Annotated in this window: 11 protein-coding genes; 7 read left to right on the forward strand and 4 right to left on the reverse strand. The window is 66.0% G+C overall.

The window, feature by feature from the left end; translation table 11 throughout:
* Positions 1-37 precede the first annotated feature (37 nt).
* Positions 38-535, forward strand: a complete 498-nt coding sequence (locus BST47_RS03565) for a DNA-deoxyinosine glycosylase (protein ID WP_083123850.1) — start codon at positions 38-40, stop codon at positions 533-535.
* On the opposite strand, the gene BST47_RS03570 is transcribed toward BST47_RS03565, so the two are convergent.
* Positions 532-1,908, reverse strand: a complete 1,377-nt coding sequence (locus BST47_RS03570) for an amidase (RefSeq protein ID WP_083123851.1) — start codon at positions 1,906-1,908, stop codon at positions 532-534. The two genes, BST47_RS03565 and BST47_RS03570, sit on opposite strands and share 4 nt — an antisense overlap.
* A gap of 483 nt (positions 1,909-2,391) precedes the next feature.
* Between BST47_RS03570 and BST47_RS03575 the strand changes: the two genes are divergently transcribed.
* The 4 genes from BST47_RS03575 to BST47_RS03590 all read left to right on the forward strand — a co-directional run bounded on the left by BST47_RS03575 (position 2,392) and on the right by BST47_RS03590 (position 5,931).
* Positions 2,392-3,906 (forward strand): hypothetical protein, encoded by a 1,515-nt coding sequence (locus tag BST47_RS03575; protein ID WP_133056199.1) that lies wholly within the window; start codon positions 2,392-2,394, stop codon positions 3,904-3,906.
* Positions 3,907-4,062: 156 nt separating this feature from the next.
* Positions 4,063-4,980 carry a hypothetical protein gene (locus tag BST47_RS03580; RefSeq protein ID WP_133056200.1) on the forward strand — a complete coding sequence of 306 codons (918 nt, stop codon included), beginning with the start codon at positions 4,063-4,065 and terminating at the stop codon, positions 4,978-4,980.
* Between the two features lie 66 nt (positions 4,981-5,046).
* On the forward strand, positions 5,047-5,484 hold the full coding sequence (locus BST47_RS03585) for an HIT family protein (protein WP_083124252.1): 438 nt from the start codon (positions 5,047-5,049) through the stop codon (positions 5,482-5,484).
* Positions 5,485-5,487: 3 nt separating this feature from the next.
* Positions 5,488-5,931 carry a nitroreductase family deazaflavin-dependent oxidoreductase gene (locus BST47_RS03590; RefSeq protein WP_083123854.1) on the forward strand — a complete coding sequence of 148 codons (444 nt, stop codon included), beginning with the start codon at positions 5,488-5,490 and terminating at the stop codon, positions 5,929-5,931.
* On the opposite strand, the gene BST47_RS03595 is transcribed toward BST47_RS03590, so the two are convergent.
* Positions 5,932-6,969, reverse strand: coding sequence for an LLM class flavin-dependent oxidoreductase (locus BST47_RS03595; RefSeq protein ID WP_083123855.1), 1,038 nt, complete (start codon positions 6,967-6,969; stop codon positions 5,932-5,934).
* A 47-nt stretch (positions 6,970-7,016) separates the two neighbouring features.
* A complete protein-coding gene (locus tag BST47_RS03600) occupies positions 7,017-7,862 on the reverse strand; it encodes a uracil-DNA glycosylase (RefSeq protein WP_207568520.1) in 846 nt (281 codons plus the stop codon).
* 58 nt (positions 7,863-7,920) lie between these two features.
* Here BST47_RS03600 and tap point away from each other — a divergent pair, with 58 nt between their 5' ends.
* Positions 7,921-9,144, forward strand: coding sequence for a multidrug efflux MFS transporter Tap (gene tap, locus BST47_RS03605; protein ID WP_083124254.1), 1,224 nt, complete (start codon positions 7,921-7,923; stop codon positions 9,142-9,144).
* Here the strand turns inward: tap and BST47_RS03610 are convergent.
* Complete coding sequence (locus tag BST47_RS03610; RefSeq protein ID WP_083123856.1) at positions 9,141-11,762, reverse strand: LuxR C-terminal-related transcriptional regulator; 2,622 nt, start codon at positions 11,760-11,762, stop codon at positions 9,141-9,143. The two genes, tap and BST47_RS03610, sit on opposite strands and share 4 nt — an antisense overlap.
* A gap of 128 nt (positions 11,763-11,890) precedes the next feature.
* Between BST47_RS03610 and BST47_RS03615 the strand changes: the two genes are divergently transcribed.
* Positions 11,891-13,549 (forward strand): L-lactate permease, encoded by a 1,659-nt coding sequence (locus BST47_RS03615; protein WP_083123857.1) that lies wholly within the window; start codon positions 11,891-11,893, stop codon positions 13,547-13,549.
* The last annotated feature ends 12 nt before the right edge of the window (positions 13,550-13,561 follow it).

Consider the following 13,561-nt stretch of genomic DNA (forward strand, 5'->3'; position numbering starts at 1 on the left):
TCAACGTATACCGCGGCGCCGTGCGATATTCGGCTCCATGGCCGCGCCAGAGGTGCATGGGCTCCCGCCGATCGTCGGCGAGGGGGCGCACACGTTGATCCTCGGCAACATGCTGAGCGTGATGTCGGTGGCGTCCCAGCAGTACTACGGCAACCCCCGCAACGCGTTCTGGCGGATCACCGGTGAGCTGTTCGGGTTCGCCGCCGACGATCCTTACGACGAACGCAGCGCTGCGCTGGTCGCCAACGGCATCGCTGTGTGGGACGTGCTGAAATCATGCAGGCGCAAGGGCAGCCTGGATTCCGCTGTCGAGCCGGACAGCATGGTGGGCAACGACTTTGGAGGACTATTCGTCGCGCATCCGGGCATCAGACGAATCTTCTTCAACGGCGCCGCCGCCGAGAAGAACTTCAATCGATTTGCCCGTGTCGCACCGGACCTGCCGTACCGGCGGCTTCCGTCGACGAGTCCAGCGCAGACCATGCGCTACGAGGACAAACTGAAAGCCTGGCGTGACGCGTTGACCGCGCGTTAGGACACCGGTGGGCGGCGATCAGCCCACGGCCGCACTTTCTCGATCTGTGCGCTCAGCGACAGCAGGGTCGCCTCGTCGAACGGCCGGCCGACCAGCTGGATCGACGTCGGTATTCCGTTGTCGTCGAAGCCCCACGGCACGACGGCGGCCGGCTGGCCCGTGGCATTGAACATCGCCTGGAACGGCACCCGGGCCGCGACCAACGCAAGCGTCGAGAGAGCGCCGCGGCGATGGTAGGCGCCGATGCGTGACGGGCCCATCGCCGTGCCCGGCGTGATGAGGACGTCCACGTCGTCGAAGATCGAGTTGACGCGTTCGGCGATGCCGGTTTCCGCGCCCCTGATTCGCTTCATGCGCTCGTCGGAGATCAACGAACCGATTCGCGCGAAGTTCCGGGTGCGGGGCTCGAGCCGCTGCGGCCGGAGCAGGGTCTGGACGTCGTCGTGCGCGCCGCGGAAGTACCGGGACAACGCGTGGGCGATTGCAGTCGACGGATAGTCGGGATCGCGGATGACGACCTGATGCCCGAGCTCACGCAACAGCCCTATCGCCTCCTCGAGCGCGACTCGCTGCGGAGCGCCTACCCGCGTCACCACCCCCGTGGGAACCTTGCTGCTCACCGCAATCCTAAGCCTCCCAGGCTCTTTCGCGGCAGCACGGACGAAGCCGGATCCGCCGCTCGTCGCGTCGAGGAACAGAGCGGCGTCTTCGACGGTCCGAGCGATCGGACCGTTGACGGTCAAACCGTTCCAGGCGTCGTCGTGCGGGGCCATCGGGACCCGGTCCCGCTGCGGCTTGAGGCCGAACAGTCCGCACCACGTCGACGGAATCCGGATTGATCCCATGCCGTCGGATCCCAATGCCATCGATGCGAGTCCCGCGGCGACCGCCGCGGCACTGCCGGCGCTGCTGCCACCCGGCGTGTAGTCCGTGTTCCACGGATTTCGGGTGGCACCGAACGTCGTCGTTTCCGCGAAGGGCCACAGCGTCATCTCCGGCACGGCGGTCTTGCCGACGAGGACCGCGCCCGCTTCGCGAAGGCGACGGACGACTTCAGCGTCGGTGGTGCGAGCCGCGCCGTGGGCCGAGGTCCCAAAAGCCGTGATCTGTCCGGCGATGTCGACGTCGTCCTTGATGGCGATCGGTACACCGAGCAGCGGCAGTCGTTCACCGGCGTCGAGGCGGGCCTGTGCGACGGCCGCATGCTCGCGCGCGGTGTCGGCGAACACGACCCGGTAGGACCTGAGTTCGGGGTCGAAGCGACCGATGCGATCCAGATAGACATCGAGCAGCGCCGGCGCGGTGACGGTTCCGTCTGCGAGCATGCGGGCCTGCTGCGCGGCGCCTGCGAAGGCGAGTTCATGATCGTCCATTGAGGCCGAAGCATAGAACGGCAGCCGAGCGACAAAGTGGAAGTCCACGGAAGCCGTTTCAAGATCGCGGACCTTTGCGGGAGCCACGGCGCGACGCGCGACGCTTCGATGGTGTGCCCGGCTAGCGAACTGCCATGCCGCCCCTTGATGACCAGCAGTTAATTTTCAAGCCAGTGACCAGGCCGTCGATCAATGAAGGCCACCCGAATCGATCTGTTTGCAATTTACACATAGGGCAATTCTTGTTGCGGCCAAAAAGCGAAAACAATACTTTATGAAACGAAATTCAACGCTGTTCAAAGCCCTAAATCACATCCTAGTCGGTGCCGATACGAGTGATCGGTCTTCCACGGACTCTTTGCCACAAAATTTGAAATTCGTGCGCGGGAAACACAACTATGATCCTTGACACACCTTCTAGCAAAGATCTAGTGTCCGCACCACGCAACTGATCATGTCTCCAGCTCGGAAGAGGAGAAGCGGATGGCTAGGGCTCGGCGCAATGCGCGCACGCGGCGAAAGACGGCGGGCGCCCACCGGAAGGTGCCTGCCCGGCGGACCGCACTCGCGAGCTCCGTGGCCGCCGGTGGTGCGGTGCTCGGTATCGGCGCAGCCTCCTACCTGGGCGCCCCCACAGCGGAAGCATTGTCGATACTGCTGCCCGGCCCGGAGGTCGATGGCGCCGGAAGCGCGACGCGAATCAACATTCTCGAAGGCAACGTCTTCAATCCTCAGTTCGGGCTCGACGGGAACAACAGCAGCTCGAACCTGATCATCGGCAGCGCGGTGCTGAACCGGTGCTACAGCTTCATCGACCGACTGCTGTCGCTACAGATCAACCTGAGCGGTACGACAGGCCGCGTCGTCAGCACTCAGGTCAACATCCTGTCCGACAACGTCTTGAACCCGCAGCTGAGCTTGTCCGGTGCGAACATGAGCAACAACGTGCGCGTCGCCAACGTCGCGATGGACAACGGAAACGACACCGTCAGCGACGTGACAGGGACTGCACTCGGGGCAGGCAACGGCAACACCGTTCAGTACTCACTCCTGTCCGGAAACATCTTCAATCCCCAGATCAGCCTGATCGGCGCCAACATCAGCAACAACGTCACCGTCACCAACGTCGCGATGGATAACGGAAACAACAGCGTCGCAACGACGTCAGGCGGCTTACTGCCGTTCCTGGGCGGTGGAGCCGGCAACGGCAACTCCGCTCAGTTCTCCCTCTTCTCCGGCAACATCTTCAACCCGCAGACGAGCCTCACCGGCGAAAACATCAGCAACAACGTCACCGTCACCAACATCGCGATGGGCAACGGCAACGGCAGCCAGGCAATCTCGACGGTCGGTAATTCGTTGGGCTCGTTCGTGTTCGGCGGCGGTAATGGCAACAGCCACCAGTACGGGTCCTTCGTATCCAATATCTCGAATCCGCAGTGGACATTGGGCGGCGGTAACACGAGTAACAACTCAGCCACCACCAATACCGCTGACGGCAACGGAAACGGGAGCACCAACGCCGTGACGGGTGGTGGTCTGGGCAGCGTGGTCACCGGGACCGGCAACGGCAACACGAACCAGGTGGCAAACGGCTCGGGCAACATCCACAACGACCAGGTGAATATCGGTCCCGGCACCGGCGCCCCGGGGGGTTCGAGCACCACCGCTGCGAAGGACTTCGAGGACGTCATGTCCCTTGTCTCAGGCTCTGCCGATGCCGATGTCGATGCCCGGACCGCAAACTCGAGCCTCGCATCCGCGGCCAGACCGTTCCGCATCAACCGTCAGAGTCAGCAAGAGCGACGAGAGTTGTTCTCTTTCAGCCGAACTGGCGCACGAGCCACGTCGGCGACCCCCGACAATGCCCCGCACGGCGCGGACGGCGACAGCGCGGCGACCGGTGTCACTGGCGGTGTCACCGCCGGTGGCGGCGGCAATGACGACGGTGGAGCAAGCGACAACGGCGGCGATGGCAACGGCGATTCCGCCGCCTGATTCGAAGGGTTTCCAGGGAGGTGTGGATGAAGTGACATCGGGCAGCAGTGTGGGAGATAACGCACTGCCTCCGGCGCCATAAATATCGGCATAGAGCAAAAGCAAAGGAGCTCAAGCGGAATGATCAAAGACAACAAGACTCGAGAACCAGGCAGGTTGAGTCGCACAGTGTCGATCGGCGCGATCGCAGGCAGCGCCCTCGGACTGGGTGCCCTCGCGGGCGCAGCCAGCGCACAGGCGGACAACTGCGTCGATTCAGGCTTCGGCTGCGGCTGGTTCAACGAAGTGTTGAGCCGCAACAACAACCAGATCGGGTCGAACGGCAACGGCATCACGAATCAGTTCGGAGCAGCCAACGGCAACATCGCCAACGGCCAGTTGAACGTCCCGGTTCTCAGCCCCGTCATCGCCGGCGGCAACGCGACCAACGCCGCACCGACAACCGGCGGCGCTGCGGTCGGTGGGGCCGGGACGAGCACGGCCGCCGACGTGGACGTCGTGACGGCGGGTTCTGCGCTCGGCCTCAACCCCGCGCTCGGTGGCATCGGCGCCGGTGGCTCGAATCTCGGCGCGGCGCTGGGCGGTCTGGCACTCGGCGGCTGGGGTGTCGCCGCGGGCGTGCCGGTGTCGACCGGTGGTGTGGCGGTCCCGGTGACCACCGCCGCTCAAACGGGTGTCGGCGGAGCCGGGACCGGCGCGCTCGACGGGCCGGGCACCGGCGGAGACGGGACCGGTGCCCAAACGGTTGGGGGCGCGACCGCTGCCACCGGCGGCACCAGCACCGCGAACTCCGCCGCGGCCGGGGGTGACGCCACCGGTGGCGACGCTGACGTGGATCAAGACGCCGGGGACGGTGAGGGCGGCTCGGCCAGCAGCAGCCAGAACATCACCCGCGGCGGTAATGCCACCAGCACGGGCGGTGCCCGTAGCGGTACCGCCAATGGCGGCACCGCGACCGGTGGCAGTGCGCGCAGCAGCGCCAACGGCAACGCCGGCGGCAACCAGTCCAACAACAACTCCTCGAACAACTCGTCGAGCAACAACGGCAACAACAGCAGCAATAGCAATGGCTGACGAGGTGTGACCGATGCGGCGCCCACCGACAGGTGGGCGCCGCTTTGGTTTCGCTACCGTGGCGGAATGTCCTGTGTGTTCTGCGCCGTCGTCGCCGGCGAATCTCCGGCCATCAAGATCTTTGAGAACGCCGACTACCTGGCAATACTGGACATTCGGCCATTCACCCGGGGCCATACCCTGGTCATCCCGAAGCAGCACACCGTCGACCTGACCGATACACCTCCGGAAACCCTCGCCGCCATGGTGACCATCGGGCAGCGGATCGCGCGGGCCGCGCGACAATCCGGTCTGCACGCCGACGGCAACAACGTGGTCATCAATGACGGCAAGGCCGCTTTTCAGAGCGTGTTCCACATCCATCTGCACGTGTTGCCGCGCCAGAGCGGCGACAAGCTGTCCTTCGCGAAAGGCATGCTTATGCGACGGGACCCGGACCGGGAGGAATCCGGACGCCTCCTGCGGGAGGCGCTGGCGAAACTAGACCCTGCTGAGCAGGATTGACCCATGACGTCACGTGTGCAGCGGGCGATGCTGAAGGTACTGAGCATCCACGACAAGATCTATCAAGGGACCAACGGCTGGGTGGGCCACCGCCTGCCCTTCGCTCCCCCGAACTTGTTGCTCCGCTCGATCGGAGCGAAAACCGGTGCGGCAAGAACGAACTCGCTGACCTATGCCAAGGACGGGGAGGACTATCTGATCGTCGCATCCAATGCGGGCGCCAGACGCTATCCGGCGTGGTACCACAACTTGAAGGCGAACCCGGACGTCGAGATCAATGTGGGGCCCAAACGGTTCCCGGTCACCGCGCGCATCGTCGGACCGGATGACGCCGACTACTCCCGCCTGTTCCGCATCGCCGACGAGAACAACAGCGGCCGGTATACCGCCTATCAGAAGAAGACGACGCGACCCATCAGTGTCGTCGCTTTGACGCCGAAGTCCTGACTAGAAAAGCTCTTTCGCCAGCAATTCCAGTGTCCTGTCCCGTGCGGGCGCGGTCGCAGGGTCAGTCCCGCGGCGCGCAGATGCGGCGGGGTTGACCATGACCTCGTCGACGCCGAACTCATCGGCGAGCGCACGCATCTGCTCGGCCGCCTCGGTCGGCGATCCGATCACCGAGCGTCGCAGCGCGGCGTCGGCGATGAGTTGCTGCTGCGGGCTGACCACCGCAGATTGAGCATCCTCGACGAGGTCCAGCGCGCCCAGCGGTTGACCCGTCCGCAGCCGCGCCATCATCTGCAGGTTCGGCAGCGCCAGCGCCACGGCCTCGTCACGGGTCTCGGCGACGACCGCGTTGACGGTGAGGAAGGTCAGCGGTTCGGGCGCAAGATCGCTCGGCCGGAACTCCGACCGGTACACGGCCAGCGCCTCGGCCGTACCCTGGCCCGAAAAGTGGTGCGCGAACACGTACGGCAACCCCTTGGCGGCGGCCAGGTGCGCTGAGTACATCGACGAGCCCAACAACCACAGCTTGGGTACCGTCACCGCGGCCGGAGTCGCCTTGAGGACGTAGCGCTGGTTCGGAATCGGTACCCGCACGCCGTTGGCGCCCATCAGCGCCACGACGTCGTCGAGATACTCGGGGAACGCTTCGATATCGCGATCGTCGCGACCGGCGGCGCCGCGCAGCGCGAGCGACGTCACGGGGTCGGAGCCCGGGGCTCGGCCGATGCCGAGGTCGATCCGTCCCGGATGCGCGGCCTCGAGCAACGCGAATTGCTCGGCCACGGCCAGCGGCGCATGGTTGGGCAGCATGACCCCTCCGGAGCCGAGGCGCAGCCGCGTCGTGTGCGCGGCCAGATGAGCGATGACAACCGGCGGGCTGGTCGCCGCGACAGACGGCATGTTGTGGTGCTCGGCGACCCAGTATCGGGTGTAACCAAGCCGGTCGGCCGTCTGCGCCAGGTGGGTCGAGGCGGCCAGCGCGTCTGAAGTGGACTGGTCGGTACGTACCGGAACGAGGTCTAGGACGGAAAGCTGCATCTGAGGTTCAACGCTGCGTTGTGCTCGCACGTTCCCGGTCGGGCACGCTATTCGAGAGATGCTAGAGCCTTCGCCCGCTCGAACACGTCGTCGATCATCTGCGCAGTGAGCCGCCCGGTGAATGTGTTCTGCTGACTCGGGTGGAAGCAGCCGATGAGCGTGACCTCACCGAGGTCGGCGGTCACGCCGTGGCCGAAGCGCGGTGCCGGTGATTCGATGGTTCCGCCACCGTTGCGAACCATCTCCAGCGCGGCCCGCCACCCGAACGCGCCGAGCGCAATGATCACCCGAACCGATGCACGCGTCAGGCGCCACTCGGCGTCCAGCCATGGCGCACATGTGATCCGCTCCTCCGGTGTCGGCGCATTGGCCGGCGGTGCGCATCGGACCGCGGCAGCGATCCGAGTGTCGTTGAGCGCCAACCCATCAGCGGCATCGACGCACAGTGCCTGATTGGCCAGTCCCGCGCGGTGCAGTCCGGCGAAGAGGAAGTCTCCGGATCGGTCTCCGGTGAAGACCCTGCCGGTGCGATTGCCGCCATGCGCCGCGGGCGCCAGTCCGACGATCATCATCCTCGGCCGCGGTGACCCCCACCCGGGTATGGGCCGCCCCCAATACGGTTGGTCGGCGTAGGACTTGCGCTTGCCTACGGCGACCTCTTCGCGCCACTGCACCAGACGCGGACAGGCACGGCAGACGGATATCTCGGCGTCGAGTTGCTCCATCGACATCGCCGCGGCCGCCAGCCGGACCACCTGCGCCGACTTGGTCGCGACCGGGGTCACGGGAGAGGCGACGTCTCCCGGCCAACCGGCACCGGGTGGTACCGGCGAGGCGAACAGCGCGCCGGTACGCGGATGGGGCAGCTTCAAATCCACATGACCACTGTGCATGCGCCGCGAAATGGTATGTCGAGCGGCCCTCGCCGCTGTTATCTTCGTCGAGATCAACATGACGACGAACAAGCGCGGCCCGCTCTTTCTGATCCTGTTCTCCGCGCTGATGGCCGGCGCCGGCAACGGCATCTCGATCGTGGCATTCCCATGGCTTGTGTTGCAGCGCAACGGCTCTGCTGTCGAGGCATCGGTGGTCGCGATGGCCGGAACCCTGCCGCTGCTCGCGGCGGCCCTGATCGCCGGCGCCGCGGTGGACTATCTCGGGCGCCGACGCGTGGCGATGATCTCCGATGCGTTGTCCGCGATATCGGTGGCCGCGGTGCCCGTGCTGGCGTTGACGTTCGGGGTCGAGGTCATCAACGTCGCGGTGCTGGCCGTGCTCGCCGGACTCGGTGGCTTCTTCGACCCGGCGGGCATGACCGCCCGCGAGACGATGCTGCCGGAGGCGGCGGGGCGGGCGGGCTGGACCCTGGACCGTGCCAACAGCGTCTACGAGGCGATCTTCAATCTGGCCTACATCGTCGGACCCGGTATCGGCGGCCTGCTGATAGCCACGCTCGGCGGTGTCAACACCATGTGGGTCACGGCGACGGCGTTCGCGTTGTCGATCATCGCGATCGGTATTCTGCGGCTGGAGGGCACCGGCAAACCCGACACGGAAGCGCTATCGGAGAGCGTCTGGGCCGGCGTCGTCGAGGGGCTCCGGTTCGTGTGGCACAACAGGGTCCTGCGCACATTGGCGTTCATCAGCTTGGCGGCCAACGGTCTTTACCTGCCGATGGAGAGCGTGCTCTTCCCCAAGTACTTCACCGACCGCAACGAACCCGCGCAGCTGGGGTGGGTGTTGATGGCCATGGGGATCGGTGGCCTGGTCGGCGCGCTGGGATATGCGGTCCTGTCGAAGTACATGAGCCGCCGCACCACGATCCTGACCGCGGTGATCACCCTCGGCGCGGCGATGACGGTGATCGCGTTCCTCCCGCCCCTGCCGCTCATCCTCGGGCTGACTGCCGTCGTCGGGTTGGTCTACGGGCCGATCGCGCCGATCTACAACTACGTGATGCAGACCCGTGCGCCGAAGCATCTCCGCGGCCGGGTGGTCGGGGTGATGGGGTCACTGGCCTACGCCGCGGGCCCACTCGGTCTGATCGTCGCGGGACCGCTCACCGACGCTGCGGGCCTACACACGACGTTTCTCGCGCTGTCGCTACCCATGCTGGCGCTCGGCGTCGTCGCGGTGTTCCTGCCCGCGCTGCGGGAGCTGGATCGCCCGCACTAGCGCGCTGCGGCCGGTCCCGCCCGTGCGATCCTCGTCAGTTCCTCCCGAGAACTGGCCCCGACCCGCTGACACGCGCGGTACACGTGGCCCTCGACACTCCGGACGGACATCACCAGCCGGTCAGCGATCTGGCGATTGGACAGCCCCGCCACGATCAGTTCGACGATTTCGCGCTGCCGTCCCGTCAACGGCTGACTTGCCGGGCTGCGCAGCGCCGGGGTGCACAGCGAACCGCACGCGTCGCTGAGTTCCTTGGCCAACGCGGCGGCCCACAGACCGCGCTTACGCTGTTGATCGGCGGTGAACGCCACAGCCGCCTGAGCGGCGACGTCGGCAGCGGTCGCGCGGTCACCGATCGCCTGGTAATCGCTCGACGCCCGCAGAAGTCCCTCGCCGTCGTCGACGGCCAACGATTCCGAATGCAGGGCAACGGCTTTGGCCAGCGGCAGGTCCAGTTCGTTCGCGAGCTCGCGGGCCCGTAGCGCGCCGGTGACGTCGCCCCACTGTGCCGCCGCCTGCAGGCAGGCCAGCTCGTGCGTCGGCTGTTCGCGTTCCCGCGCCTGAATTGCAGCCGATTTCACCGCGGCGACCGCCTCGTTGACACAACCGTTCGCGGCCAGCGACCAGCCCGTGGCGATACTCAGCGCGGTCTGCATGAAAAGAAAGTCGGGTGGGACACTGGACTGCGCCTCGACGATCGCGTCCTTGGCCGCTTCCGCCTCGCCGAGCTTCGCATGCGCCTCGGCGAGCAGGAAACACGTAGCTGGCCGCAAACCAGTTGTGACGCCGTGCCTTTCGACGCCGGCGAGCGCCTCGTGCAGTAGCTTCACCGCGGTCCTGACATCGCCGCGCATCAACTCGGCGACGCCCATCAGCGACGCCAGGTTGGCATAGGCAAGGCCGGGCACCTCGCGAGCCGAGTCGGCAAGGCGTTCGACCATCGCCACGCATTCGTCGGTCCGCCCGGTCAGCCTGCAGGCCCTGGCATAGACACTGCCGAACCAGAACCGCATGTGGGATGCCTGGAACGACGTGATGGCACGGTCGAGCGCGTCCTGCGCGACCGTGGTGAGGTCGTCCCCGCGGCCCAACGCACCCAGTGCCATGGTGAGCGCCACCGACGCCATCATCGCGTGGAAATCCGATAGTAAGCCGGAATCCAGTGCCGCTGTGGCCTTTTCCGCAGCCGCCCCGCATCGGGCGGACACCGCGTCAACGCATGCTTCCACCGCCGTCCGCGCCGCCGCGTCGGCGGGCGATTCGGAGTCGCGGGCCAAATCCTGCAGCAGCGCCGCGGCATCGGTGCACCGGCCGAGCATCCAGATCATGTTGGCGGCTCGCAGCGTCACCCATTGATCCGCCCCGGCCGCGCCGCCTTCGTCGATCTCACGCAACACGTTCTCGGCCTGGGGGCCGCGACCGAGAAGAAGCAGATTCATCGCTCTCACCCCGAGGGCGTCCGGTGCCCCGGCCGACGCCGCCGAGGTCGCGAAGCGGTCGGCCAGATCGAGATCCAGCAGAGTCATCGCATACTGCGCGGCCCGCAGGCACAGCTGCGGATCCGGTGGAAGATCGGATTCGAGGGCAAGCAAGGCCCTGCGCACCGTCGCCTGTGAATCCGCGTCCGCGTCCTTTGCGAGTCGCTGCGCCAGCCGTCCGCGGATTTTCGACAGGTACATCTCACCGGCGGCGGCCCGGCGGAGTTCGCCGTACAGCGGGTGGGCGAGACGGGCCATGAGTTGATCGCCGGATCTTTCAATGGTGATCAGGCGCATCCGCTCGGCATCCTCGAGATCGCCGCGTCCCACCAGATCGCACAACACATCGACGGCCAGTGGTTCGCACTGTGACAGGAGGTCGACGACCATGGCCATCTCTGGTGTGAGCTCGTGCAGTTGCCTACCGACCATGTCGCTGATGCTCTGCGACACCGCGACGTCGCCGTCCCACATCCAGACGCCGGCCATCAGCCGCATCCGGCCCGCGGTGACCTGGTCCTTGACGAGTTGGTGCAGGAACAGCGCGTTTCCGCCGGTGAGCTTCCAGAAACGGCGCGCGCTGCGGGCGTCCACCACGCCACCGAGAGCGGTCTCGATCATCGCGCGTGTGGCGTCGACGGTCAGCGGCTCGAGATCCAGACGTGCGAGCAGGCCGTCCTTCCACAGCGCGGTGATGGCATCGGGTGGTTTCGTGCCCGCCCGCAGCGTCACCACGAGCCGGGCGTTATGGGTGTTGGCGAGTTGATGAACGACATGCGCGGACAGTCCGTCGAGCAGGTGCGCATCATCGACGCCGATCAGGACGCGACCCTGACGCTGTTGCGCGACAAAAGAATTGATCACATTGCGCACATTGGGCATGGGGTCGGCGATCGCATCGCCGATCAGTGCCGTGAACGCACCCAGCGGGAGTGCCCGCGCCGACTCGGTACCGACGATCCAGTTGGTGCGCTCCCCCGCCGTCTCGGCGCGCGAAAGGACTTCGCGTGCGAGCCGGGTCTTTCCGACCCCCGCAGCGCCCACGATCACGACGCCTGAATTCTTGCTTCCCCCGCTGAGTGCGCGACGAATCGCCGAAAGCTCGCTGTCGCGTCCCGCCAGCGGATCCCCGCTGATCACGGCGCGACTATAACGCGCCCGACGTGCTCGTCGGTGTGAATGACAGGGATTCTCGCGACGGCGTTTGGCATCAAGCGGGCGCCGGGTAACCGGATCACGATGTGACGCGCGCCACAATCGAGGGAGCCATGTACCAGCAAGTTCTTGATCCAGTCGCCAACTCACTCGCCTGGAGTGCGGTAGTCGCCGCGCTGCCGCTGCTGCTGCTGTTCGTGATGCTGGGCGCTTTGAAGGTCACGGCCTGGGTGGCGTCGCTGATATCGCTGGCGGTGAGCATCGTGATCGCCGTCGTGGTGTACGGCATGCCGATCGGACAGACCTTGCTGGCTGGCACCGAGGGTGCCGCGTTCGGGTTCTTTCCGATCCTGTGGATCGTCATCAATGCCATCTGGGTGTACCAAATGACCGTCGAGACGGGGCATTTCGACGTCTTGCGCCGCTCGTTCAGTCAGGTGAGTGACGACCAGCGGATTCAGGCCATCATCATCGCCTTTTCGTTCGGCGCGCTGATCGAGGCGTTGGCCGGTTTCGGCACCCCGGTGGCGGTCACCTCGGTGATGTTGATGGCGCTCGGCTTCAAACCGCTGAAGGCCGCCGTGATCGCGTTGGTGGCCAACACCGCGCCCGTCGCGTTCGGTGCCATGGCGACTCCGATCATCACGCTGGGCAAGGTCACCGAGATACCGGTCGACACGCTCGGCGCGATGGTTGGTCGGCAGACGCCGATTCTGGCGCTATTCGTTCCGCTGGCGCTGGTCGCCATCGTCGACGGCTGGCGCGGCATCCGGGAGACGTGGTTGGCGGCGGTGGTCTGCGGATTCGTGTTCGCCGTCGCGCAGTACGCCACGTCGAACTTCTTGTCGGTGCCGCTGGCCGATGTGGTCGCATCGCTGCTGTCCGCAGCCGCGGTGGTCGCGCTGGTACGGGTCTGGCGGCCGCGGCACGCCTACACCGAACAGCCCACCCCCGTCGCGGGCGGTGCGGCCGACGAACCGTCCGCGGACTTCGCCCAGCGGGTCGAGAACGCCGACGCCCGGCACGATTCGCGGTCCGACGTCGTTCGGGCGTATGCGCCGTACGTCATCATCATCGCGGTTTTCGTCGTATGCCAGATCTCCGCGGTGAAGAGCCTGCTCGACAAAGCCACGTTCGCGTTCAATTGGCCGGGACTCGATGTCGTCGACCCGGACGGCGACCCGTTGTCACTCACCAAGTTCAGCCTGAACCTGCTCACCACGCCGGGCACTCAGATGCTCGTTGCGGGCATCCTCACGATGGTCGCATTGAAGCTGTCCGCGCCGCGCGCGCTGAAAGCGTACGGCGCGACACTGCACCAACTCCGGTGGGCGATCGTCACGGTGATGGCGGTGCTGGCGTTGGCGTTTGTGATGAACCTGTCCGGTCAGACGATCACTCTCGGCACGTGGATGGCCGCGACGGGTGGATTGTTTGCGGTGATCTCACCCATCCTGGGATGGCTCGGCGTCGCCGTGACAGGGTCGGACACATCGGCGAACTCACTGTTCGGCGCGCTACAGGTGACCGCAGCCAATCAGGCCGGGCTCTCGGACGTTCTGATGGCGGCCTCGAACAGCTCGGGCGGCGTGCTCGGCAAGATGATCTCACCGCAGAACCTTGCGATTGCGGCCGCGGCCGTCGGTCTCGACGGCAAGGAAGGCGACATCTTCCGCAGGGTCGTGCTGTGGAGCCTGGGCTTCCTGCTCCTGATGTGCATCCTGTCGGGGCTGCAGGCCACTCCGGTGTTGTCGTGGATGGTGCCGTCATGACGTTCGACGCTG

The organism is Mycolicibacterium tusciae (assembly GCF_002086795.1).
GTDB lineage: Bacteria > Actinomycetota > Actinomycetes > Mycobacteriales > Mycobacteriaceae > Mycobacterium > Mycobacterium tusciae.